This is a genomic window from Nostoc parmelioides FACHB-3921 (genome assembly GCF_014696625.1).
GTDB lineage: Bacteria > Cyanobacteriota > Cyanobacteriia > Cyanobacteriales > Nostocaceae > Trichormus > Trichormus parmelioides.
Genome location: NZ_JACJQL010000017.1, coordinates 70,203 through 95,544, shown reverse-complemented (window position 1 = coordinate 95,544; position 25,342 = coordinate 70,203). Strand labels below are relative to the sequence as shown.

The window sequence follows — 25,342 nt, the reverse complement described above, 5'->3', positions numbered from 1 at the left end:
GAGTCTTTGACCACTAACCATGACAATCCGTAAATTTTTCAACATCGTGAAATTGGTAATAGGCGCGATCGCTGTGACTATTACCAGTCTATGGATAGGTAAACTGGCTTACACCTGGTTACCACCCCAAGCGGCGGCTGAGTCCGTCTTGATTGATGATTTGTTCAGTTTCTTGGTAACTCTTGGTGCATTCATCTTCCTTGGTGTTACCTGCACTCTGTTTTACTCCTTACTATTCCATCGGGCGGCAGAAAATGACTACAGCGACGGCCCCCACATTGAAGGTAACATCACCTTAGAAGTAGTTTGGACAGCTATTCCCATTCTCTTAGTATTTTGGATTGCCACCTATAGCTACCAAATCTACGAACAAATGGGCATCCAAGGGCCAACAGCATTAGTACACCTGCATAACCCAATGGGGATGGAGTCAGCTTATGCTGCTACAGAGGATGGTTTAGCTGAACCGGAAGAACAGATTGATGTTCTAGCTAAACAATGGGCGTGGGTATTCCACTATCCCGAAAAGGATGTTACCAGCACCGAGTTACATTTACCAAGCGATCGCCGGGTAAAATTGGCGCTGCATTCTGAAGATGTACTCCACGGCTTCTATATTCCCGCCTTCCGCCTCAAGCAAGACATCATCCCCAACCACAACATCGACTTTGAATTTACCCCCATCCGCAAAGGTAAATATCACCTCACCGACTCTCAATATAGCGGCACATACTTCGCCACCATGCAGGCCAATGTAGTTGTGGAATCCCCTGAAGAGTATCACAAATGGCTGGCCAAAATAGCTACCCACAAACCCGGCACTGCCTACAACCAAGCATCTGCTGAATATGCACAAAGCATCACTCAGCAAGTCAAAACAGGTTGGAAAACCGTAGCACCAGCCCCCGCACCTTTAGTTAATTACCCTGGTTGAAAACCCCCACACCCCTACTAGTTCACCAACCCAAAATTGCTAGGCTAGGGCAAGCAGGGGGAGCAGGGGAAGCGGAGGGAGCAGGGGGAGAAAGAGATTGTTTGTGCTGCTATTAACCTTGCAAAGTTCTCTTGGCAGACTACTACACCCCCACACCCTTACACCCTTACACCCTTAAAACAAAACTTCACCCATGACAAACATCCCCATAGACGGCGTTAAACTCCCTGCGGGGAAGCCTCACCACCCATCTCCTGGAGGCTGGAAGGAATATTTCAGCTTTAGCCACGACCACAAGGTAATTGGTATCCAATACCTTGTAACCTCCTTTATCTTCTTTCTCGTTGGCGGTATCTTCGCCATGATACTGCGAGGAGAACTCATCACCCCCGAATCAGACCTCATCGACCGCACCGTATATAACGGAATGTTCACCATGCACGGCACTGTAATGCTGTTCTTATGGACATTCCCCTCACTCGTTGGACTAGCTAACTATCTAGTACCCTTGATGATTGGGGCGCGGGATATGGCCTTCCCTCGCCTCAACGCCGCCGCCTTCTGGATGGTTCCCGTAGTCGGGATTCTCTTGATGACTAGCTTCTTTGTCCCTGGTGGCCCGGCCCAATCTGGTTGGTGGGCTTATCCCCCGGTAAGTACCCAGAATCCCACCGGTAACTTAATTAATGGTCAAGTAATTTGGCTATTGGCAGTTGCTATTTCCGGTGTGTCCTCAATTATGGGGGCTGTGAACTTTGTGACTACCATCGTCAAGATGCGTGCGCCAGGAATGGGCTTCTTTCGGATGCCTTTGTTTGTTTGGGCAGTATTTAGCGCTCAAATTATCCAATTGTTTGGCTTACCAGCCTTGACAGCAGGCGCAGTGATGTTGTTACTTGACATTACCGTGGGGACTAGCTTTTTTGACCCCAGCAAGGGCGGAAATCCCGTGATGTTTCAACATTACTTCTGGTTTTATTCCCACCCGGCTGTTTACGTCATCATTTTGCCCATCTTCGGTATCTTCTCAGAAATCTTTCCTGTCTACTCTCGTAAACCATTATTTGGTTACAAGGTAGTGGCAATTTCTTCGATGTTAATTGCCGTAGTTAGCGCCATTGTTTGGGTACACCATTTGTATGTCAGTGGTACACCTGCTTGGATGCGGATGTTTTTCATGCTGACAACGATGTTAGTATCTGTTCCCACAGGTATTAAGGTATTTGCTTGGGTTGCAACTATCTGGGGCGGAAAAATTCGACTCAACACCCCCATGTTGTTCGCCTTGGGTGGACTAATTTTATTTGTGTTCGCCGGTATTGTCGGCATTATGCTTTCTTCTGTACCCGTGGATGTCCACGTCAACAACACTTATTTTGTCGTCGGACACTTCCACTACGTCCTCTTCGGAACCGTGACGATGGGTATGTATGCAGCCCTCTATCACTGGTTCCCCAAAATGACCGGCAGAATGTACTACGAAGGCTGGGGTAAACTACACTTCTGGTTGACATTCATCGGTACTAACCTCAACTTCTTCCCCATGCACCCCTTAGGTTTACAAGGGATGCTACGCCGAGTTTCTTCCTACGCACCAGAATATGAAGGCTGGAATATCGTTGCTAGTCTTGGTGCATTCTTGTTAGGTATGTCTACTTTGCCCTTCATCTTCAATATGGTGGTTTCTTGGATGCACGGTGAGAAAGCACCAGATAATCCTTGGCGCGCTATTGGTTTGGAGTGGTTGGTTGCTTCTCCACCACCTGTAGAGAACTTTGAAGAAATCCCCGTCGTAATTTCTGAACCTTATGGTTACGGCAAATCAGAACCATTAATTGCAGAAGCTAATAGTCATCACTAATACTCAGTTCGTAGTAAGGACTTTAGTCCTGATTTCCCTCAACACTAAAGTGTTTACTACAAACTATCGAAACAGATCAATAAAAGATTACACAACTCAGAATCTCGCCAATGGACAGCTATATTGTTTCAGATGAGTCGCAGGAACCCCAACATCATGCAGGTCATGAACACAGTCATGATGAAGAAGGCAATAAAATGTTCGGCTTTATTGTCTTTTTACTATCTGAAAGTGTCATTTTCTTAAGCTTTTTCGCCGGATATATTGTCTACAAAACAACTACTCCTAACTGGCTACCTGTTGGCGTGGAAGGGTTAGAAGTTAAAGACCCGGCAATTAATACAGTGGTGTTAGTTGCTAGTAGTTTTGTGATTTATTTTGCGGAACTTGCCCTAAAACGCAAAAACTTGCGGTTATTTCGCATCTTTTTGTCAGCAACAATGGCGATGGGCAGCTACTTTTTGGTAGGACAAGCCATTGAATGGAGTCACTTAGAGTTTGGCTTTACCTCTGGCGTATACGGAGGAATGTTCTACCTGTTAACAGGGTTCCACGGTTTGCACGTTTTTACAGGGATCTTGTTACAGTTTATTATTCTTGTGCGATCGCTCATTCCTGGTAACTACGATACAGGTCACTTCGGCGTAAACGCAACTTCTTTGTTTTGGCACTTTGTCGATGTCATCTGGATTATTTTATTTATCCTCATCTACATCTGGCAATAGCACTAAACTCAAGCCCTATCAGTACTTACAAAAACGCCTTGGGCAACCAATTCAGCAGAGCCACCCCATACATTGGCTCTGCTTTATGGCTGTCTTGCATATCAAGGGTTTTATCCACCTGCAAAAAATCTCGCCGTCATTCGGGTTTTTTAGTAAACTTGTAGTACAATTGTACTAAGCTGATTTTAAGCCTGGGCGATCGCCTACTAGAAAAACCCTACTGTGAGATCATTACTATGATGACACCAATGCAGGGTGTAGCTGCAACACCAATTAATTTACACAAGTTTGAGCCATACACTCAAGAAAATTCCGAAGCAAACGCAGATTTTTCTTTTCAAACCCTTGCTGATGTCACCAAGGCAATTTTACATCACGCTTTTTGGTTAGCTGAACAGAAACAAAATCTTTCTTTAAAAGAGTATAAAAAACTACTTTATAATCAGGGTTGGCAAGGTGAAGAAAAGAAATACCTCAAGATTGCTGCTACCTTTGGCAAGTTTGAACCACAAGACTTTGCTCAAGTCGAACCGAGAACAATCTATCAGCTAGCAGAAAGAAGTAAACAGTATCAAAAAGTTATAGATAGACTATTAGATTTAAGTGTAATTAACCAAGAAACGGTACGCACATTAATTCAAAAACAGCGTACCCCCAGAGCGGCTAGACCGAAAAAACCCAGTATTTGGCGACGGTTAAAGAATGGTGGGAGATATTGCCAAATTCCCCCAATTCATGAAGCCTCCGAACAAACCGGGACAACTTTGCAAAGGATGATGGATGAGGAAGGATTAACTGCCCAACAAATCGTAGCAGAAGCGATCGCTCTCCGCCAAGCCTATAAAGAAGGGCAACTGACAATTTCCTGAGAACAGATAAGTGCTGAATGGGTGAAAACGCCGCACTCAGCACTTATTACTCACTTACTAGGATTTGCTGGTACTGGTTGAGTCTCAAAAGTAGGGTTGAACTGCGTACCAGGTTGTTGATTTGGTAAAGTTGATGGAGGAGTAAATCCGCTAATGCGATCGCTTCCATCAATACAAGTATCCAGCGCCACATTAGGAGCTAGAGCGATTTCACTACGCAACCCGACAACACACTGAGCAAAACGCACAGGTAATAAACTACGACCGCAGTAGTTCAATACATCTGGATTAACCGCTCCTTCTGTATTTTTACTTACAGCAACTACACAAGTAGCTACATCCTTCGGCTGTCTAGCTCGTCTACAGCCAGAAAGCGCATCTACAGCAGGTATCTGCGTCTTTTTGCTAATATCAACCACACAAGCAGATAAATCTGTTGGACGTAACGCCGTAGCACAGCCTTCGGCTGCCGCTTGGGCAGTCACACCCACACTGACAAGTCTACCCACACAAGCACGATAATCATTGCTGTAAGAAGTAGTAACAGCCACACTGGGAATACTCATCCCCAAAAGCCCAGCTATAGCCAAAACTGGTGTTGTCAACCCCATGAGACGAGTTTTAAGAGCTAATTTGTGTTCTTCCAACCCAAAAACCTGTTTTCTGCACATTGCCGTTCTCCAAACACCCAAAGTTATGCTAACTCAAATGTGCAGCGAATCTTGCGACAATCAGGTAAAACAGCAAATATAAAATAAAATTTTGCTGATTTGATCAATGATTTTTGCATTTGTGATTTCCAGGTACTTATAATAGTATGTCTGGGTAAAATTAAACAGGATTAAATTAAGGAAACTCATGTCCCGATATCGAGGGCCACGTCTTAGAATTGTACGTCGCTTGGGCGATTTGCCAGGATTAACTCGTAAGAGCGCTAGACGCGCTTATCCACCAGGTCAGCATGGTCAGAACCGCAAAAAGCGTTCTGAGTATGCTATCCGTCTAGAAGAAAAGCAAAAACTGCGTTTAAACTACGGCTTGACTGAAAAGCAACTGTTACGCTATGTGCGTCGAGCTAGACGTGTAACTGGTTCCACCGGACAAGTGCTGCTGCAACTGTTAGAAATGCGCTTGGATAATACGGTTTTTCGTTTGGGTATGGCTCCCACAATTCCAGCCGCTCGTCAGCTGGTAAATCATGGTCATGTCACAGTTAACGGTCGTGTGGTCAATATTGCCAGCTACCAATGCCGTCCTGGCGAAGAAATTGCTGTCAGAGACAAAGCACCATCACGGAAATTGGTAGAAAATAACCTACAATATCCGGGTTTAGCTAACCTCCCCAGCCATTTAGAGTTTGATAAAAACAAATTGGTTGGTAAGGTTAACAGTGTTATCGAACGTGAATGGGTGGCGCTGCAAGTTAACGAACTGCTAGTTGTGGAATACTACTCCCGACAAGCGTAACGAACTCCCGCCGCCAACTGCCTTAGCAGCACGGCGCGGGCTTCTCCGATTTATTTCTCACTGGCATATTTTTATCTTGAGGTCTTCATCAGCAACGACCTCAAAATATTTACAGGGCGTTTGCCTACCTGATGATGAAAATAATGCCGCTTATTGGCAATTGTGTGATCATCCTTTGCCAATTTAGCGGCTTGTATAGAAAATCCTCATAAAGTAATACCAATTCAAAATTAATAATCATTACACGACAAGGGTTTGAGGCTGTATATCTACTGCATTCTTTTTTCAAATTGGTATAAATTATCTTAATATTTCTGCACCAACAGCAATAGTTCATCAGCGACTCTGGGCAGAACGCTATCCCCTGCATAATGCTTTTATCTACTGCTATTTTTGAACAAATACAGCATACTGCAAATAAACAAACCATTCAAAATTTCTGAAATGATGATGTATTCATTTTGAATTTTTGTGGTGCAGTTTTCCCTTAGGATATTCCACTTTGCAATACTAGTGTTACGACGGCATTTTTTAAGGGAAAAATATATCTAGCTAATTTCCCAGAAACCACCAAATCCTGAAAATTACTTTGGGCTGTATATGTGAGTTAAATTCTATGAAAAAAGCCATGCAGGGGCTGCTGATTAGTAAAAAAACGTTATTCAGTAGCCAACTTGTTGTTATAACTGCGATCGCCTCTATATTTAATATAGGTTGTAATAATAACATCTCTAGTAAAAATCAGCATCTTGTCAATAAAACTTCATCCCAAGTAGCCACAGATGATATGAGGGTAGTAAGAAGGACAAGGGAAAGACAAGGTACAGTATACGATAATACCTCTTTATCATCTGCCAATAAAAATGATTTACCTAAACTAAAAATCGGCGTACTATCTACCCAAAATTTCACAGAACAACAACAAATCATTAAACCCCTGAATGATTACTTAGAAGCATCCTTGGGACGACAAGTCAATTTTTTTATAGCCAAAGATCACGAAGAAATTATACAATGGCTGACTCAGGACAAACTAGACCTTGCTTATTTAGGCTCTGTAGCTTATCTTGAGGCAGTGGATAGGGGCGCAGAAATTCAACCATTAGTGACTTCCATCGACAAACATACAGGCCAACCTTGGTACCGAGCTTGTATTATTGTCAAAGCTGATAGTTACATCAAAACCTTAAAAGACCTCAAAGGCAAGCGCGTTGCTTTTGTAGATAAATCATCTACCTCTGGATATCTCATGCCACTAGTAGCTCTTAATAAACAAAATATTAATCCTCAAAAGGACTTTAGAACGGTCGTCTACGCCGGTAACCACAGCAAAAGTATAGCAGCATTAGAAAATGGCTCCGTCGATGCAGCTGCAACTAATGTTTCTTCTTACATCAGCTTCAAAAAAAGTGGTAAGCTCACACCACAAGACTATAGATTAATTTGGGAATCTGCACCCATCCCTAATTTTCCTATAGTCATATCCCAAAAATTGGCACCAGAATTGATTCAACAGCTAAAGCAAGTTTTTATTAGTACCCCAGAAGGTATGAGAGATATTTTAGGAGCCGAATCAGCCGGGTATACTCTTGTCAGCCCAGACCACTACGCTCCTATTCAAAAACTCCGTCAAGAACTCAACTTAACATCCATCCCGAAAAAATGAAAATCTCCACCAAGTTTCTCACAGGTTCTACTATATCTGTCGGACTCATAGTGGCTATTCTTATCGGCAATACTGTAGTTGTGCAGCAAATTAGGCAGAATGTCCGCGAAAAAAGTTATCAAACTACTCAAACCATAAAGGCCGTTTTAGAAACAAAAAATACCTTAAATGCGGAAATAATTGTCCTCAAAGATATTGTTTTATTCAAAACTAAAAACACAAGTACAGAAATACTGCACAACGAGTTCCTTGATTCCTTAAATCAAGTAGAACAGTTAATGCCAAACTCACCAGAAATTACTCTAATTCGTCGGCGGCATCAATTGCTTGACAAGATGGCACTACAATTAACCCAACGTAGTCCTAGTCCAACGTATCTAGAAGATTCTCAGCAATATTTTAGAGCAATTAATTCTTTTAATAAAGATATTCAGTTATTTCTGGAACAGATAATTCAACGTGCTTATCAAGAGCGAATTTTATTAGAGCAAGACTTAGAAAATCTCTACCAAGTACAGAGAATCATCTCTATAGTAGTTGTAGCAGTAATTTTAATGCTATTGATTGGGAAATTTATCCTCATTTGGCGACCAACAATCAAATCCATACAAAATTTACAGTTAGGTACGGCAGAAATTGCAGCAGGTAATTTCGACTATCGCTTAAATATTCACACAGGGGATGAAATTGAAGACTTAGCTCAATCATTTAATGATATGGCAGTTAAGTTATCCCAATCGCGGGAAACATTGATGAAAAACACTGAGTTAACTAACATGAATCAGCGTTTGGAATTAGAAATTGCCGAACGCAAACAAGCTGAATTAGAATTGCAAAAAGCTTTACAAGAACTACAGCAAACTCAAGCCCAACTAATTCAAACTGAAAAAATGTCTAGCTTAGGTCAGTTAGTAGCTGGAGTAGCTCATGAAATTAATAATCCAGTTAGTTTTATCTATGGCAATATTACTCATGCCAATGAATATACAGAAAAACTTTTAGAATTAATCCATCTCTATCAACAAGAGTTAACCAATCCAAGTGCAGTAATTCAAGAAAAAATTGCCGAAATAGACCTAGAATTTTTACAAGAAGACCTTCCTAAAATCCTTCGTTCCATGAAAATGGGGTCTCAACGAATTCAACAAATTGTTTTATCTTTACGTAATTTTTCTCGGCTGGATGAAGCCGAGATGAAAGAGGTAGATATTCATGAAGGAATTGAAAGTACTCTGCTGATTTTACAAAATCGATTTAAGGCTAAATCGCAATCTTATAATATTGAAATTATTAAGGAATATGGACAGCTACCTTTAGTAGAGTGTCATGCAGGACAGTTAAATCAGGTATTTATGAATATTATTAATAATGCCGTTGATGCTTTAGAAGGGTCAGTGGTCAGTGGCCAGTGGTCAATTGTAAACGGTAAAACAACGAATAATGAAAGACTGACAACCAACAGCCCCCAAATTACAATTCGTACTGAAATAACTAATAATAACAGAGTGGTAATTAGAATCGCTGATAATGGCCCTGGTATTACTCAACAGGTGATGCAAAAGCTGTTTGACCCATTTTTCACAACCAAGCCGGTTGGTCAAGGTACGGGGTTGGGCTTATCAATTAGTTACCAAATTGTTGTTGACAAACATTCCGGAGTCCTACGGTGTGAGTCGGAAATAGGCAAAGGAACAGAGTTTTGGATTGAAATTCCTTTACGTCAGGTACAACGTGAGAAACCAGAACACGGTTTTAGTACAATGGAAGTCTAAAACTTTCTCTCTAGCGATAATTGATTCATTATTATGAGTACGGTTAATGCTACAGTCTTTAAATTTTAAAAACTGCCCTTGGATGAAGAAATTACCAGAGCAGTAATAAATCAATTCACGTTCAAATTTGATAACTTAAACTTCTTCTGGTTCCAGTTGGGCTACTGTAACCGCATTGACAGCAAAAGCAAATACCAATGGCATAGGACACCGGAGTACAAAGGTTGAAACGACGGCTAAAACTGTGCTAACTACTGCTGATATAGACCATAACCTTTCATCAAATGTTAATCCTTTTTCGGCTTTAATCCCTCTAAGGACATGATTAGGAATAGGTTCGGGCATGACGCAACCAGGAGGAAAAGCCCAATAGTGGTTTCTCCTTTCTTCAAATAATTCTGTCCAGCCGTTTTCTTCGCACCATGCTTCGATCCATTCAATAGAGTAGTGTGTCATAATTGCTGTTACTTATTCGGCTTGTTGAATTTGTTGACGTGGTAAAAATAAAGTTTGAGAGAATATATAGCTAGCTAACAGTTCATTAAGTAATTACGATTAAGAGTACTTGTAGGAGCTGATTAAGCATCAGAAACATATATATAGTATTCATCCTCATTTCATTGCCTAAAGCTCACCTTACTTAACAGACTAACAGTCAATTTTTCCTGGTAAACATAAAAGACAATAAACTTTACCTACAAAAAAACAAAGTAAACAAATGTAAATTGAATAGCGATCATACTCCTCCCTACTGTAAGCAATGAACTCTGGTCTGTCGGAACTCATTGCCTAATCACTAATAAAAATATTTATATCGCAAAAATCGCTTTCAAAAATCAAGAATTGTAAATCAACAAAACATTGATGATTTGAGCATTGACTCAATATTTTATATCTTCGTCTTCAAGTCTTAATTTAGCTAGTACCTCAGGTTATATCTGGTTAACTAGCTGTCAGCATTTAGTCATAAATTTCTGGATATAGGCAGCTAAAATCAGTCTTTTGTGACAAAATATTAAGCAGCAGGTGATTCAAAACAGCTAGAAAATGGGGGAAGAACGGCAAGTGGTGATAAAAAATGCTTTAGTTGTAAATGCAATCATCCAGAAGTTTTACTGGCAAGCAATAACTTTAATTTTGGGGATAGTTGTACTTTGCTTCCCCCATCCAGCTCTAGCCGACTGGACTCATCCCCTATCATTTAGTAATGCCGAGTTATCTAGGCACAACTTTGCTGGTGAAAGTTTGCAAGCTGCTGAGTTTTCCAACGCCAATCTTGAACTAGCTAACTTTGTTGGTGCTGACTTACGTGGTGCAGTCTTAAGTGCTTCTGTGATGACACAAGCAAATCTCCAGGGAGCAGATTTAACGAATGCGATGGTTGATCAGGTAAACTTAACAGGGGCTAATTTAAGTGATGTCGTTCTTAAAGAAGCTCTTTTACTCCGTGCCATATTCACTAACGTGAACATACAAGGCGCAGATTTTACGGATGCAATTTTGGATAAAGCACAAATTAAAGAACTTTGTACCAAAGCTAGCGGAGTAAATACAAAAACTGGTGTAAAAACTCGTGATTCTTTGGGATGTCGATGAAGCGTGTAGGTGTAATTGGTGGCGGACAGCTGGCCTGGATGATGGGAGGTGCAGCGAATAAATTAGGGGTTGAATTGATAGTGCAGACTCCTAGTAGTAATGATCCTGCCGTATCTATTGCTCAGGATATTGTTTTGGCACATATTGATGATGCTCATGCCACAGAAATTTTAGCTCAGAAGAGTGATGTTATTACATTTGAAAACGAATTTGTCAATTTAGAGGCTTTATCGCTGTTAGCAAATCAAGGTGTTTGTTTCCGTCCAAAGTTAGAGGCTTTATCACCTCTATTAGATAAATATCATCAACGTTGTTATTTAAAAGATTTAGGTTTACCTGTGCCGCAATTTTATGCGCTAGAAAACCAAGAAAATCTGATATCCAAAATAGATGATTTGGGTTTTCCCTTAGTGTTGAAATCTCGCCGCCACGGTTATGACGGACAAGGTACTTTTATCATTCGTGATTTATCGACGTTAGAAGAGAAAATAGATTTAAATAACAAGACAAACACTACATATTTAATAGAAGAATTTATTCCCTTTGAACGGGAACTAGCTGTAATTGCCGCCCGTTCTTTAGATGGAGAAATTGTCATCTATCCTGTGGTAGAAACACAGCAAGAACAGCAAGTATGTAGGCGAGTCATAGCACCGGCCGAGATTACACCTGATCAAGCCGCAGTAGCAGAAGCGATCGCCTTTACACTATTAAATAGTCTGGAAGTGGTTGGTGTGTTTGGGATCGAGTTATTTCTCACCGCCGATGGTCGAGTCTTAGTCAATGAAATCGCCCCCCGTACTCACAACTCTGGTCATTTTTCTCTAGATGCGTGCATAACATCCCAATTTGAGCAACACCTGAGAGCCGTTTGTGGACTACCGTTAGGAAACCCTGCATTGCAATGTGCTGGTGCAGTCATGGTCAACCTGTTAGGCTATGAAAACTCCCAAAGTGATTACCAAACCCAGCGCCAACAACTAGCGGCCATCCCCCAAGCTCACGTTCATTGGTACGGCAAAACAGAATCTCGCCCAGGGCGCAAACTCGGACACGTCACAGTTTTGTTAAATAATCATAACCAAAACACAGCCCAAGAGATTGCTCAAACCATAGAATCCATCTGGTATCCCACTTAGGAAAGCAGAGAGAGAAATTTTTGCATTTTGAATTGGTAGAACCTGTTTTTGAAAGCTATAATGAGTGAGTTGCACTGCGACGTTGGTGACTGCCATCAAGTTTTTTGATCTATGTCTTTAAGAAAAAGGGAACCAAACGTCTCTCGTGGCAGTATACCGGGCGTGTACCCGGAAACTTTAAACGAGGAAAATCGGTACCCACCTGGTTTAACCAGGTCATAAACTTAGGTAAAACGGCGTTGCGGTGAACTCAAAATTTTTAGCTCCCAGAGTTTTAACTAAACTTTGGGAGCTTTAACTATTTATTAGTAAAACTTATAAGCAATATAAGTAATTTTTAAGTAAAAATAAATAATCTTCTTGATGGCAGAATTTAAAGCTTGTCAACACAGAAGCAATAAATTCAACCAATATTTAGAGCGTTAGGGGCTACTTTCACCTGCTGATGAATATAGCATTCTGTATAACTTGATGCGAATTTGGCGATCGTTCAGAGTTAAGATCACAAACATCAAAGTTAAATTGTGGTTAAAGATACAAAACCTTGTCAAAACAACAACTTGCCAATCCTGTGTTTCCAGCCTCAGTGTTTCGATTAGACAATGGTTTGACATTTATTCATCAAGAAATTCCCACCACGCCTGTAGTTGTGGCTGATGTTTGGGTGAGAGCTGGAGCGATTCGTGAGCCAGAACCTTGGTTTGGGATGGCACATTTTTTAGAACACATGATTTTTAAAGGTACAGCAACTTTACCCCCAGGAACCTTCGACCATCAAATTGAGAACAGGGGTGGAGTCAGTAATGCAGCTACCAGCTACGATTACGCTAATTATTCCTTGACTACAGCCGCGCCTTACTTGGGAGATACCCTACCTTACTTAGCAGATTTACTATTGAATGCGGCAATCCCAGATGATGAGTTTAGCCGAGAACGAGATGTAGTATTAGAAGAAATTCGTGCCTGCTATGATGATCCTGACTGGGTAGGATTTCAATGTCTGTCGCAAAGCATCTACCAAGACCATCCTTATGGGCGTTCAGTTCTGGGTACAGAGGAAGAACTGATGCAGCAATCACCAGAAGCGATGCGCCGTTTTCATCGCGCTCACTACCAACCAGAAAATATGACAGTAGTGATTGCTGGAGGTATTGCCCAACAAGCAGCCTGGGATCTGGTAAACCGTTCATTTGACAATTTTTCTGAGCCTGTTGAATGTCCAAAAATCAACCCAACACCCAAGCCAATAATTAGGGGAATTCAACGTCAAGAATTGAGTCTACCACGCATAGAGCAAGCCCGATTGTTGATGGCCTGGGTTGTACCAGGAGTAGAACAACTCCGCACAGCCTACGGTTTAGATTTGTTGTCAGTGGTATTAGCAGAAGGACGGACTTCTCGCCTAGTCAGAGATTTGCGAGAAGAACTACAATTAGTCCAAGGAATTTGTAGTAATTTTTCTCTGCAATGTGAATCGAGCTTATTTACAGTTACTGCTTGGTTGGAACCGGAAAACCTAGAACAAGTTGAGGATTTAATTCTGAGTCATTTAGATAATATCCAAACCAGTGGTGTTAGCGAACAAGAAATAGCCCGTACCCGCAGACTTTTATGCAACGAGTACGCCTTCTCTACAGAAACCCCCAACCAGCTAACAGGGCTTTATGGATATTACAACACCATCGCTCAAGCAGAATTAGCAGTCATATATCCACACCAAATTCAATCATTTGATACCCAAGAACTGCAACAATTAGCTAAACAGCATCTTTCTCCCCAGAATTACGCTGTTACCATCCTTAAACCTCTGTAGTCGAAAGTCCACAGTCCAGAGTCCACAGTAAGAAACCAATGACTATTGACTATTGACTATTGACTATTGACTATTGACTAATAACAAATGACCCAAACTGTGAAACCATCCCTCGCTCAATCTCCTATTCATCGCACCGTACTGGACAATGGCATTGTCTTGCTGGTAGCAGAAAATCCAGCCGCAGATATTATTGCTGGGCGAATTTTTATCCGTGCTGGTAGTTGCTACGAAAAGCGAGAACAGGCGGGGTTAGCTCATTTGCTGGCTGCTGTGATGACTAAGGGATGTGAGGGACTTTCCAGTTTGGAAATAGCCGAACAAGTAGAATCTGTGGGCGCAAGTTTGAGTGCAGATACTTCTACTGATTACTTTCTCGTGTCGTTGAAGACAGTAACATCAGATTTTCCCGAAATTTTAGCATTGGCAGGGCGGATATTGCGATCGCCTACATTCCCCGAAACTCAAATTGAACTAGAACGACGTTTAGCACTCCAAGATATTCGCTCCCAAAAAGAGCAACCCTTCACCCTGGCCTTCGAGCAAATGCGGCAGGTAATGTATCAAAATCATCCCTATGCTATGTCAGTGCTAGGAGATGAAACCACCCTCAACAGCATCACCAGAACAGATTTAGTAGAATATCACCAAACTTATTTCCGTCCAGATAACTTAGTCATCAGTGTTGCTGGTCGCATCACCCTACAAGAAGTGGTAGCTTTAGTAGAACAAATATTTGGAGATTGGCAAGCACCAAGCGTAGCCCCAACAGTAGTTAACTTACCAGAAATTTCAGCCAACCCCCAGCACCGCTTAAAGCCTGTACAAACCCAGCAATCTATCGTCATGTTGGGTTATTTAGGCCCATCAGTAAGTTCTCCTGATTATGCCTCCCTCAAATTACTTTCTACTTATTTAGGTAATGGTCTTTCTAGCCGCTTGTTTGTAGAATTGCGAGAAAAGCGGGGGTTAGCCTATGAAGTCTCGGCATTCTACCCCACAAGGCTTTATCCAGCATCATTTGTAGTCTACATGGGTACAGCGCCAGAAAATACCAGCATCGCCTTAGAAGGATTGCGGACAGAAGTAGAGCTACTCTGTAGCGAAGAAGTATCTACAACCAGTTTACAGGCTGCTAAAAACAAGATATTGGGACAATATGCCTTAGGTAAACAAACTAACGGACAGATTGCTCAAATCTACGGTTGGTATGAAATTTTGGGTTTAGGAATTGACTTTGACAGAGAATTTCAAGAACTGATTGCTGCTGTGACTGCTCAAGACGCTTTAACATCGGCGCAGCAGTATTTACAGCAACCCTATGTGTCTTTAGTCGGGCAAGAAGAGGCAATTAATCGAGCAATTAATTAAGTAAGTAGATATTGACAAAGAAGTGGAAAGCGACGGCTTTAGGAGGCACTGCGTTGGGCAGATCTGCCGACTTGTTCGCGGAGCATTCTCGTAGGGTAGCAAGTGCCGTCCTCACTCGGAACAACTTCTTAGAATCCCACAGCATTTACGCAGGGGAGAGTCAACCTTGATTCAGCAATATCCTTTTTTTTCTTCGCCATAACAAGCCCATACCAAACAATAATAGACCTGCGATCGCAGTTGGTTCTGAGATACGTACTATTGTTGTTCCAACTCGCTGGTCAGTTAAATAGGTCAATGTGAATAGTTGATCTACAGGACTTCCAGAATTATTGAAACATTTAATATAAACACGAGTACCACTGCCACCATCACTATCCCAAGAGTTCACTGTGCAGTATTCGCCTGTAGTGCCATAGGCAGTGACTTGAGCAATAGTACGGTTAGATGGTTTGAGATATGCAAATCTGACTGTATATGTACCAGCTGCGGTACGAGTAATACTGTGACCTCCACCAGTATTATTAAATCGATAAGTGATGAGAGGAGTATAAGAACTTGCAGTGGCATTATTCGCCCAGATGTAACCACCATAATGTGGGCCTAGTGAAACTTCCAGACCTACTACAACATCTGTCATGTAACTCAAATTGTATGTTGTATCTACAGGGCTGCCACTGCTATTAAAGCAGTTCACATTGACTGACGTATTGCTACCGGAGGAAGACCAACCAACAACTTTACAACTTTCTGAACCAGAGCCATAAGCAGTTACTAATACGGTTCCACCCACAACATTCAAACTGGGCAAAATAGCTCGGTATCTACCTACACCCAAACGATTGACTGTGTTTGTTGCTCCCTTAGAATTCCACTGGTAAATAGTATTAGGTGTGTAAGATGCGGTTGTAGGTTGGTTAGCCCAAAGGTACGCAGCCGTTCGGTTTGGACTAGGGGAGGCTTCTTTGTAGAAAAGGACATTAAACCGACCATCCACAGCAGCCCCATTTGGGGTAAAACAGTTGACCCTGACCTGTTGGGCAGTCCCACTTGAACCCCAGTTGACAACCTTGCAGTGGTGGTTGCCACCATAGCTAGATACATGGACAGTACCACCAGTGGTTGCCAAACCAGGAAAATTTATTCTGTACTGACCAACTCCAAGACGAGTAGCTTGGTTGGTCGCACCTGTGGAGTTATATTGATAGGCTAAAGCAGGTGTATATGTAGTGGTAGTAGTAGGACGGTCTGCCCATACCCATGCTTTAGCCCGTGTTACCTGAGCTTGTGCTGCACCTGAAGTTAGACATAAGTTCAATGCAAAGCCGGATACACCTACTAACAAAAGTTGAGAGGCACGGTAACTTTTTTGAGTAAGCTTCATAATTATTTTTTATTGGCAGAATGACATAGCAGAAGGCAGTTGGCATATCCCTTACCCCCAAAGGGGTAAAGTCTTACTTTTCTAACGTTCAATCTTTAAAAGTGTCTTAACTTATGCGACTACGGTTATAACCAAAAATCTGTAAGCTTAAGTGACAAACATCTCGGCTTATTACCTCTTTAATATCAGCTTTCAAAAGTGCTGACAGGTCAAAAGACTGTGCAAATAAGTACAAAGAAACCTTAATTGATTCTTGTTTTGTGGTGGGTATGGTTAGTATTTAAGATTAGTTCCTTACCATAACAAATCCCGATACTATACCGTTTGTATAGTTTGCACTACCAGCTACAACACCTCTTTCATGATTTAAGTGACGACCTAAAAGTTGACCATCACCAGATTCCAACGTTGATTCAGGATTTCCTAAAATTGCGCGAATGCGAATCCTAATTTCATTGGGATTAACTGTACTTACAAGAGCTTGTGCTGGGTAAGTTGTCGTGCCAATTTGGAATGTACCTACAAGACCTGAATATTGACTGCTTTCTGTTAGAGATAGGAAGCTGTTATCCATACGAGAAAGTGTTAAAGTGCCTTGCACATTGTTGAATCGGGTATTCCAACTCGCTAGATAAGAACGTGCTTGAATGGGTCTAGGAGTTTGAGCCATTGACGATAATAAGCCTTGCTTTTTGGCGTAACCGCCATAAAGTCTACCATCTGGGTCTTTGTGACTACCAGCCATCAGCGTGCCAGAGTTATCAACCATTGTGTAAGAAAATTCTCGGTCATTACCAATTTGATCCCAACGCGCATTTGGATTTTTCCCATCAATATAAAAGCGAATTGTTTGCCCGGTTATTGACCCATTAACTTTAAAGGCTTTACCAGTGGTATCGTAAAATGTACCAATTCTTCGGTCTATGGTAGTTACACCAAATTTTGAGAATATCCACTGGGCATAACCAGGTAGATGATAGATATCTAGAGTACCTTTCCAGCCATCGAAATTCATATCCCAGCGTCCAACAAACGCTAGTTCATACCAACGTTGCGGAGGTTTAATTGCTTCGATATAACCAGCATCATAACCATACTGAAGATAGCCATAGGAAATTTTGGTATAACCCCCACCCCAACTATTTTTAACTAAGAAGTAATGTTTTGTGGGGTCGGGATCACGTCTGTCATAACCAATAATCAACATGGAGTGTGCGCCATTAGGGCAATTCGCTTGACCAGGGCTACAGGGTTGCCAGATAGGACTGGCTGTATTGGCGAGTATTGTATCCCAAACAACTTCCTTACCCTGTGCTAGAGCCGATTCAATTTCTATAACACTCTTGGGATTAATTCTTTTAAAAGATTGTGCTGTGTAATATTTATTGGCATTTAGGGCAGCGAGGGGAAGAAAACGCGGATCTAAGTTAAAATCACTCATCCGTCGCTGCTTGTTCCAAAATGTGCTATTCCAAGCATAAAACAGGTGAGGATGATCCGCACTGGTGTATTCAGTTAAGCGATAGGGCATTAAAGATTCAACTGGTACTTTAAATCCTCTGGCGAGATTTTCAATGTAACCGACACCACCACCTCCACCAAAAGCACCGACTTGGGTTTCGCTACCATCTTCGCCTTTTGCTAGAATTTCATTCCACCGGGGATGAAGCCAAAAAGTTTTACCAATATGGTTGAGAAATTGCTCACTCAAATCGAGGTCGCCATAACCAGCGCGCTTGTAGGCAGCTTCCAAAGCAGCGATCGCACTAAATGTAATACAAGTAGTACGGCTTCCCTGATTCTTAATAGTTGTTTGATAGGGACTGAGGTCTACATAATTAGGGCGAGTCTGTGCCAAACTCACTTTTGGAGTAATGACAGAACTTGTACCCAAAGTAATTATTGTCCCTATTACTATAGATTTTATTGATTGTTTAATCATAAGTAATCAAAATTTTGCACAAAGAATGCGTAAGAAAACCTGAATAGAATCTTGTTTTTTCAGGATATGGTACATAAAATGTCAAAATTTTGATGAACAGACAATACGACGATCGCCGTAGTTAATTGTGAAGCATAAATTATTTATTTGTAGAAAAATATGCAGCGCTTAAAACACAGTGATTGGCAGCGTATGCTTGAGTTTTTGCGATCGCTTTACGTGCCTTGCAGTCTTGATCAATTTCCCACACAAATACTGACTGCTTTACCAAAATTAGTAGGTGCAGAAACATTTTCTATAGGCAGTTTCAATATGGGATCTGCACCCTTCTCAACACGGTTCTACACGTTTCCCCGTTACGAAGTAGGGATGGCTGCGGAATCATTCACATCTCAACGTCAAAATTTTTTCGCTCATCCAGTTGCACAACATTATTTGCAAACACTAGATGAACAAGCATTAGCAATTTCCGATTTTTTTAGTGAGCAAGAATTTCAACGTCGAGAAGCTTTTTATGCTTTTTTTCAGTCCTTTGGGTTGGCAGATCAGATGAGTGTTTTCTTTAAGCTTCCCTCCATCAGGAATGCTGATCAGTTTCACCAAGGACAAAACCACTTAGTTTTATCAATCAGCCGCGATCGCCGTAACTTTACAGAACGCGATCGCCTAATCCTCAATCTCATTCGTCCTCATCTCCAACAAGCATACGAAAATATAGCTGCTTTTAACCAGTTACAGTCTCAACTTGTCGAACAACACCAAGCAACAGAACAAGTAGCAGTCATTTCACTATCTATTAACGGCAAGGTGAAGTGGATGACTCAAAAAGCAGGAGAAATACTACATCACTACTTTCCACCATCGAATGCAAAATTTTTTTTGCCTGATATTTTGCAAAGATGGATAAATCACCAAGTATTCGAGTTAGTCCAATCAACGGAAACTTTTACTTCTCCTTGCCCTCTGCGCTTAGAATTAGATGGACGCAGACTGACAATTCGTTTGAATTACAATGCACAATTGGAGCAGGTTTACTTGCTGTTAGAAGAAACTCAAGCAATCGAGTTTTCAGTTGAAGCGCTGCAAATGATGGGGTTAACCAAACGAGAAGCGGAAGTATTGTTTTGGGTGGCAAAGGATCAAAGTACAAACGAGGTGGCAAAGCATTTAGGAATAAGCGATCGCACTGTCAAGAAACATTTAGAAAACGTTTATGAGAAGTTTGGTGTGCAAACTCGCCTTGCTGCGGTGATGTACGTACTAAATCATTTAGGAATTATTACTCAATAGCATTATCACTTACTACTCAATACTGAAAAAAGACTACTCAATTACCTCACACGGCAGTAATATTAGCATCAGAAGATTCTGAGAGCAATTTCTATGAAAGGCTGCTTGAGAGCAAGTATCAGTTACTTAAAACCACAAAAGGCATTTTGCTATTTCAGCACAAGCAAGTTTTATTGGCTACTTATGCTACCCTCTGCGACTATGTTTGTTGACTCATTGGCTGTAGTAGCGATCGCCGCACCACAACAAATTGCCCAACAAGTTGTTATCAACCGTCCTACCCTCAGGGTTGGTAGTCAAGGTGAACGTGTCTCGGAACTTCAAGCAGCACTGAGGCTTTTGGGCTTTTACTCAGGTGCGATCGATGGAGTCTACAACGAGAATACTGCTAATGCTGTGTCTGGGTTCAAACAAGCGGCTGGCTTAACTCCAGATGGTATTGTTGATGCTGCTACCTGGCAAAGGTTGTTTCCTAATCAAGCAATAGGTGCGCCAACTACCTCTTTACCAAACTCAACACCCAATCCACCAGCCAGGTCAACAACTGGTTTCCCTGTCCCCACTCAACCCGTTACCACTCCCACTGTTAACTCCAGACCAACAACACCCAATCCACCAGCTAACACCAGACCTGAACCTAGACTGGCTAATCCTAGACCTACGCCTCCCAGACCAACAACACCAACCCCAAGACAACAAACCCCTCAACGACCATCTTCCACCCCACGTTTCGCCCCTACACCATCTGCTCAAAGAATTTCTGGCATACAATACACCTCCGAAGGCTGGCCGATTTTGCGTGTAGGAATGAAAAATTCCGAAGTTACCAAGCTACAGCAAAGATTGAGTCAGCTTGGTTTTTTAAAGGGTGGTGTGGATGGATACTTTGGGGTTCAGACTGAGGAAGCGCTCAAAGCTGCTCAAAGACGCTATGGTATAGAACCCGATGGCGTGGCTGGTGGCGCTACTTGGGAGGCGTTATTGCGGCGCTCATCTCCTCAACGACGATAGACTGAAACAAGTTAGCAGTAGTGTGGTGTTGAGCAGAGTTTTGAATCCTCAATGGCTATACTTAACTCGGCGTTGATTTTGTTCCTGACGACGAGGACAACGAAGTTATACCAATTTGAAAAAAGAATGTGACAGATGTACGACCCCAAACGCTTGTCCTCTCTTGATTCTTAATTTTGAATTTTGTACTCCTGCGGAGAACCCGAAGGGTATTTTGAATTTTGAATTGGTATTAGTTTTATCTAATTCTTCTTCCAGTGATTGCTGATTTTTGCCAAACAACAACTAATGAAACACTTTTTATTGACATGGCTGGCTACTGCGGTAGCTTTGCTAATTACTGCCCATATTGTCCCTGGATTCATTGTTAAGAGTTTTGTAGCGGCTCTAGTTGCCGTGATAGTGATTGGGTTAGTCAATGCCTTAGTCAGACCAATTCTCAGCATTTTGTCATTTCCCGTTACCTTACTGACTTTTGGCTTATTCACATTTGTCATTAATGCTTTAACCCTATGGTTAGCCAGCGCTCTCACACCTGGTTCTGGTTTCCAGATTGAGGGCTTTTTCGCTGCTTTCTTGGGATCAATTGTGCTGTCTATTGTGTCCAGCCTCATTAATTATCTTCTGCGAGCAGTCGAATAAAGGTCATTAATGCCAGATTGATTTTATGTTCGTAGTGAGCGATAAATTGGTCTGTGAAGTAATTTTTCAGGGTGAGAGCCACTTACTACGAACTTTAGCTTGATGATCATGATCATGCTTGGGCAACTGCGATCGCCACTACTCCTGGTTGTCCCGATAAGCGAAAAATCCTTTTAGGAACCAACAACTTCACACCCCACTCCTGCTTTTGATGAGCTGAAGCTGCAAGAATAGCCGCCGCCTCGGCAACACTAGCAGTTCCCACTTTTTCGGCAATCACTCCGCTAGGGTTGGGAACCGCGACATTAGCCAGCATTTCTGCCGGGAAAGTTTTTAACGGTAATTGAAACAATCGACAAAATTCCACTAAACCCAGTTCTGAAACTTTTGTATCAATAGTGGCAATACCTAAAATTGTTTTTTGATCAAGTTGGTTTTCTAGAAAAATTTGGTTGATTGCTGCGGTAATTAAGTGATGAGAAATACCTGATTGACAACCAAGCCCTAACCACAAATTTCCCTGAAGTAAGGGTTGTTGAGTAATTTCGAGTTTCACTACTAAAGTGCTATAGGTGGAGCTTGAGACTTTTAATTTCTCAGTACTGAAAAAGTTGATATTCTATACTATTTTGGCGTTTACTAAGATACCCATAAACTGATAGTTATAATACTGTTCTCAGAAATGAAAAACTATATATTGAGCATATCTAGCACAGTAGGAAACGCCGGGGGGAGGACGAGGTAAAAGTAGAAAGTATATTTACTTCTTAATTTTTGCTTTTTTGATATCTTGAAAGCAAAAATATTTTACCTGGTCTACTTCGGTGTTTCAATTTCTTCATATTTTCGACGATGACTACGTCAAAAAGTTTCCACCTAAACTTATATCTTTAGTTTTTCATTTCTGAGATGGTTTTTGATACCTCCTTACCTTAGTATTTAATTAAATAACGTTATTTTTACTGCTTGTCAAGATGTATATCAAGGGTTTTGAACAATAAGTAAATTTAAGTCAAAATTCCCTAAAAATCTTGAATTTTGTAGCTTGCTTCCCGCAGGGTATTTTGAATTGATACCGCGCGTGTGACTGCACTCACCGCCCACGAGACTGGATTAGGAATTGTGGGTGGCTGTCTTTAATTTTGAATTTTGAATTTTGAATTTTGAATTTTGAATTGATTTATTACTCCTGCGCCCCAGCCTGCTTGAGAATCTGGACTATACTCCTAAAGCCGTTAAACTCAGCAATCATCAAAGCTGTGTAACCACCCCGGTTTTTTAAATTTGTATCAGCCCCGCCTTCCAGTAATATTTGCACCACCTTGTTATAGCCCCCAGAAGCAGCCCAGATTAAAGCTGTAGCCCCCACAGAGTCTTGGTAATTGACATTCGCACCTTTTGCCAGCAATAACTGTATTACCCCTGGATGGTTACGTTCAGTGGCTTTAATCAAGGCTGTTTTACCGTCACTGGCGGGGATATTGGCATTAGCGCCGTAGTCTAACAATATCCTGACGGTTGCTGTGTGGCCTTGGGATGCGGCTAGGGTTAAAGGTGTCTCACCTAAATTATCTCCATGTGCATTTGCGCCATACTTTAATAGTGTTTCGACTATTTGCTCATGTCCCTGTAATGCTGCTACCAATAAGGGCGTATCGCCGAGTTTGTTTTTAATTTGGGTATTTGCGCCTTGATTCAGTAGCAGTTGTACCACATCAACGTAACCTTCCACTGTGGCCAAGTGTAGGGCTGATTCACCATCTTGGTCTTGGTGATTTACGTCAGCCCCTCTATCTAGTAAAATTTTGGCGATCGCTCCATTTCCTGCTGCTACAGCTGCTAACAATGCTGTACCACCGTCTTGGTTTTGTTGGTTAACATCAACCCCAGCTGCCAATAACACTTGTACCACATCCCCATGACCTGAGTCGGCTGCTAACATTAACAGGGTTTCGCCTTCTTCATCTTCACAATTAGCGTCTGCACCACTTTGTAAAATCAACTGCACTACAGCCGCTTGTCCTCGCTTTACAGCTAGTTTTAAAGCAGTATCATCATCTTTATCGGTGATATTGACATCAGCACCAGCCGCTAACAAAACCCGCGCCACTTCTACATTACCTTTCAAGGCGGCTGCCATTAAAGCCGTACTACCATCTTCATTGGTAGCATTAACAGCTGCACCTCTAGAAATTAACAGCTGCACAATATCAACTTGATTAGCACTAGCTGCTAACATCAAAGCCGTCAAACCATAGCGTTTTCTGGCTAAATTAACATTAGCCCCCGCATCTAAAAGCGATCGCACAATTTCCGTGTACCCTAGATTAGCAGCAAACATCAGCGCTGTAGTTCCGTCGCGATCGCATACATCCACCCCAACACCAGCAGCCAGTAGCGCACCCAGTCCCTTGATATCGCCACTCTTCGCCACCTTTAGCAGCAAAACATCGTTATTAGTCATTAGTTATTAGTCAAAAGTCAACAGTCAATATTATTTTCTCAGCAAGTTGCTCAACGCCCCGCTACCGCTCTAAGTTGCTCCTCTTGGGTTAAGCGCAGCTATGCTCACAGGGCTTAACAATCATCTTCACACTCTGTGGCCTCAATCACGTAACTTAGAGTTATGCTAATTTTTATTAAGATTTAAGGATTGGGGAAAACACGATGAATCTGGAATTGTCTGCCTCGACTAAATATTGGCTAAACTTCTTTCACCCATTGATGATGTGGGTATTATTAGCTTTATCCCTCTATGCGGCTTACTTAGGACTACAGCTACAGCGTACCAGGAATGCTCAAGGGGAGCAAAAGAAAGAACTGATTAAAGGTAGATACAATGTCAGACACTACCAAATAGGCTCGATACTTTTAGCCTTGATGGTAGCAGGTGCGATCGGTGGGATGGCTGTTACCTATATTAATAACGGTAAATTATTTGTCGGCCCTCACCTACTAGCGGGCTTAGGTATGACAGGTTTAATTGCATTTTCCGCAGCTCTATCTCCTTATATGCAGAAAGGAGCAAACTGGGCGCGGGTGAGTCATATTTTAATCAACTTCGTGATTTTAGGACTCTTTACTTGGCAGGCTATCACTGGCGTGCAGATTGTTCAAAGAATTCTGACTCAAGCTTAGTCATTAGTCAATAGTCATTAGTCATCGGTTATTGACTATTGACTATTAACTTACCGCTTTTTCTGATAATTACCAGGAAAGGAAACTCCAACAGATTGGTGAAAATCTTCTTGAACTTTGCGAGTTAGGCGGCGGGAAACTTGGCGAACAATTTGGTTGAGTAAGCGATCGCCTGTAGACTGAATTAAAGATTTAGGTAAACGCTGAATAAACCGAGGAAAGTGGAGACAAACAGTTAAATCCAATTCCCATTCAACCTTTGTCAGCGTATGTTCACCAAAATCTTCTCTTAACTGAAGCGCAGCTCGATAATCTACATCATAACCAGGTGGTTGATAGTCAGGAATGGGAATTGTCCTGATGCAATAAATACCCTCTTGTGGCGGTAACAATTCCAAACCAATCTTTGGTTCGACTTCATAACCAAAAGAGCCAAAACGACCAATAGTTAGAGCATAACCATGTTCTCCTAGAGGTTGCACTTTCATTGGTTCGGCACAGCGTGTAAACCAAGAAGCGTGACTATTAAGATATTCAGCAACTTTTTGTGCTGGAGCATACATTTCCATCGAGTCGCTATAGCGACCGTAAAATTTACTTAGTGTACCAGCACTCAATCCTGTGTCTGCATCCTCAGTTTCTGGGAAATTGGGAACAACAGGCACAGTTGTTTCTGTGATATCTAAAGATTGATATTCGCCGTTTGTTGAAAGCATCAATGC

At 41.7% G+C, this 25,342-nt stretch carries 23 protein-coding genes and 1 other RNA gene; 17 read left to right on the top strand and 7 right to left on the bottom strand.

The window, feature by feature from the left end; translation table 11 throughout:
• The first annotated feature begins 19 nt into the window (after positions 1-19).
• The 4 genes from H6G14_RS13960 (at position 20) to H6G14_RS13945 (ending at position 4,389) form a co-directional block, all read left to right on the top strand.
• Positions 20-934 (top strand): cytochrome c oxidase subunit II, encoded by a 915-nt coding sequence (locus tag H6G14_RS13960; RefSeq protein WP_190567975.1) that lies wholly within the window; start codon positions 20-22, stop codon positions 932-934.
• Between the two features lie 193 nt (positions 935-1,127).
• Positions 1,128-2,795, top strand: coding sequence for a cytochrome c oxidase subunit I (gene ctaD, locus H6G14_RS13955; protein WP_190567974.1), 1,668 nt, complete (start codon positions 1,128-1,130; stop codon positions 2,793-2,795).
• Positions 2,796-2,905: 110 nt separating this feature from the next.
• Positions 2,906-3,520 (top strand): cytochrome c oxidase subunit 3, encoded by a 615-nt coding sequence (locus H6G14_RS13950; protein ID WP_190567973.1) that lies wholly within the window; start codon positions 2,906-2,908, stop codon positions 3,518-3,520.
• 236 nt (positions 3,521-3,756) lie between these two features.
• Complete coding sequence (locus H6G14_RS13945) at positions 3,757-4,389, top strand: hypothetical protein (RefSeq protein ID WP_190567972.1); 633 nt, start codon at positions 3,757-3,759, stop codon at positions 4,387-4,389.
• A gap of 50 nt (positions 4,390-4,439) precedes the next feature.
• Here H6G14_RS13945 and H6G14_RS13940 read toward each other — a convergent pair whose 3' ends face one another.
• The gene (locus H6G14_RS13940; RefSeq protein ID WP_190567971.1) at positions 4,440-5,060 is read right to left on the bottom strand and encodes a hypothetical protein; all 621 of its coding nucleotides are present in this window, start codon (positions 5,058-5,060) and stop codon (positions 4,440-4,442) included.
• Between the two features lie 187 nt (positions 5,061-5,247).
• Between H6G14_RS13940 and rpsD the strand changes: the two genes are divergently transcribed.
• The 4 genes from rpsD (at position 5,248) to H6G14_RS13920 (ending at position 9,294) form a co-directional block, all read left to right on the top strand.
• Positions 5,248-5,856 carry a 30S ribosomal protein S4 gene (gene rpsD, locus H6G14_RS13935; protein ID WP_010996890.1) on the top strand — a complete coding sequence of 203 codons (609 nt, stop codon included), beginning with the start codon at positions 5,248-5,250 and terminating at the stop codon, positions 5,854-5,856.
• Positions 5,828-6,043, top strand: coding sequence for a hypothetical protein (locus H6G14_RS13930; RefSeq protein WP_190567970.1), 216 nt, complete (start codon positions 5,828-5,830; stop codon positions 6,041-6,043). Before rpsD ends, H6G14_RS13930 begins: the two co-directional genes overlap by 29 nt.
• Before the next feature lie 429 nt (positions 6,044-6,472).
• Positions 6,473-7,522 (top strand): substrate-binding domain-containing protein, encoded by a 1,050-nt coding sequence (locus H6G14_RS13925; protein ID WP_190567969.1) that lies wholly within the window; start codon positions 6,473-6,475, stop codon positions 7,520-7,522.
• A complete protein-coding gene (locus H6G14_RS13920; protein ID WP_190567968.1) occupies positions 7,519-9,294 on the top strand; it encodes an ATP-binding protein in 1,776 nt (591 codons plus the stop codon). The genes H6G14_RS13925 and H6G14_RS13920 overlap by 4 nt, the downstream gene beginning before the upstream one ends.
• Positions 9,295-9,429: 135 nt before the next feature.
• Here H6G14_RS13920 and H6G14_RS13915 read toward each other — a convergent pair whose 3' ends face one another.
• The gene (locus H6G14_RS13915) at positions 9,430-9,753 is read right to left on the bottom strand and encodes a slr1957 family protein (RefSeq protein ID WP_479684946.1); all 324 of its coding nucleotides are present in this window, start codon (positions 9,751-9,753) and stop codon (positions 9,430-9,432) included.
• A 588-nt stretch (positions 9,754-10,341) separates the two neighbouring features.
• Here H6G14_RS13915 and H6G14_RS13910 point away from each other — a divergent pair.
• From H6G14_RS13910 to H6G14_RS13890, 5 genes are all read left to right on the top strand, one after another.
• Positions 10,342-10,890: a pentapeptide repeat-containing protein gene (locus H6G14_RS13910; RefSeq protein ID WP_190567966.1), complete on the top strand. Its 549-nt coding sequence runs from the start codon at positions 10,342-10,344 to the stop codon at positions 10,888-10,890.
• The gene (locus tag H6G14_RS13905) at positions 10,887-12,029 is read left to right on the top strand and encodes a 5-(carboxyamino)imidazole ribonucleotide synthase (RefSeq protein ID WP_190568010.1); all 1,143 of its coding nucleotides are present in this window, start codon (positions 10,887-10,889) and stop codon (positions 12,027-12,029) included. The genes H6G14_RS13910 and H6G14_RS13905 overlap by 4 nt, the downstream gene beginning before the upstream one ends.
• Positions 12,030-12,097: 68 nt before the next feature.
• A non-coding RNA gene (ssrS, locus tag H6G14_RS13900) (6S RNA) lies at positions 12,098-12,281 on the top strand.
• 319 nt (positions 12,282-12,600) lie between these two features.
• Positions 12,601-13,842 carry an insulinase family protein gene (locus H6G14_RS13895; protein ID WP_190568009.1) on the top strand — a complete coding sequence of 414 codons (1,242 nt, stop codon included), beginning with the start codon at positions 12,601-12,603 and terminating at the stop codon, positions 13,840-13,842.
• Between the two features lie 87 nt (positions 13,843-13,929).
• Positions 13,930-15,213 (top strand): M16 family metallopeptidase, encoded by a 1,284-nt coding sequence (locus H6G14_RS13890; RefSeq protein WP_190567965.1) that lies wholly within the window; start codon positions 13,930-13,932, stop codon positions 15,211-15,213.
• A gap of 160 nt (positions 15,214-15,373) precedes the next feature.
• On the opposite strand, the gene H6G14_RS13885 is transcribed toward H6G14_RS13890, so the two are convergent.
• A complete protein-coding gene (locus tag H6G14_RS13885) occupies positions 15,374-16,597 on the bottom strand; it encodes a PEP-CTERM sorting domain-containing protein (protein WP_190567964.1) in 1,224 nt (407 codons plus the stop codon).
• Between the two features lie 286 nt (positions 16,598-16,883).
• A complete protein-coding gene (locus H6G14_RS13880; RefSeq protein WP_190567963.1) occupies positions 16,884-18,491 on the bottom strand; it encodes a C1 family peptidase in 1,608 nt (535 codons plus the stop codon).
• Positions 18,492-18,698: 207 nt separating this feature from the next.
• Between H6G14_RS13880 and H6G14_RS13875 the strand changes: the two genes are divergently transcribed.
• The 3 genes from H6G14_RS13875 (at position 18,699) to H6G14_RS13865 (ending at position 21,482) form a co-directional block, all read left to right on the top strand.
• Positions 18,699-19,829: a helix-turn-helix domain-containing protein gene (locus tag H6G14_RS13875; RefSeq protein WP_190567962.1), complete on the top strand. Its 1,131-nt coding sequence runs from the start codon at positions 18,699-18,701 to the stop codon at positions 19,827-19,829.
• A 93-nt stretch (positions 19,830-19,922) separates the two neighbouring features.
• Entirely contained in the window at positions 19,923-20,840 is a 918-nt protein-coding gene (locus tag H6G14_RS13870; protein ID WP_190567961.1) for a peptidoglycan-binding domain-containing protein, read from the top strand.
• Positions 20,841-21,128: 288 nt separating this feature from the next.
• Positions 21,129-21,482, top strand: a complete 354-nt coding sequence (locus H6G14_RS13865; protein WP_190567960.1) for a phage holin family protein — start codon at positions 21,129-21,131, stop codon at positions 21,480-21,482.
• 112 nt (positions 21,483-21,594) lie between these two features.
• Here the strand turns inward: H6G14_RS13865 and H6G14_RS13860 are convergent, their stop codons facing one another.
• Complete coding sequence (locus H6G14_RS13860; RefSeq protein ID WP_190567959.1) at positions 21,595-22,038, bottom strand: cobalamin biosynthesis protein; 444 nt, start codon at positions 22,036-22,038, stop codon at positions 21,595-21,597.
• A gap of 627 nt (positions 22,039-22,665) precedes the next feature.
• Complete coding sequence (locus H6G14_RS13855; RefSeq protein ID WP_190567958.1) at positions 22,666-23,946, bottom strand: ankyrin repeat domain-containing protein; 1,281 nt, start codon at positions 23,944-23,946, stop codon at positions 22,666-22,668.
• 203 nt (positions 23,947-24,149) lie between these two features.
• Here H6G14_RS13855 and H6G14_RS13850 point away from each other — a divergent pair, with 203 nt between their 5' ends.
• Complete coding sequence (locus tag H6G14_RS13850) at positions 24,150-24,620, top strand: DUF4079 domain-containing protein (RefSeq protein WP_190567957.1); 471 nt, start codon at positions 24,150-24,152, stop codon at positions 24,618-24,620.
• 50 nt (positions 24,621-24,670) lie between these two features.
• Here H6G14_RS13850 and H6G14_RS13845 read toward each other — a convergent pair whose 3' ends face one another.
• Positions 24,671-25,336 carry a DUF1997 domain-containing protein gene (locus H6G14_RS13845; protein WP_190567956.1) on the bottom strand — a complete coding sequence of 222 codons (666 nt, stop codon included), beginning with the start codon at positions 25,334-25,336 and terminating at the stop codon, positions 24,671-24,673.
• Between the last annotated feature and the right edge of the window lie 6 nt (positions 25,337-25,342).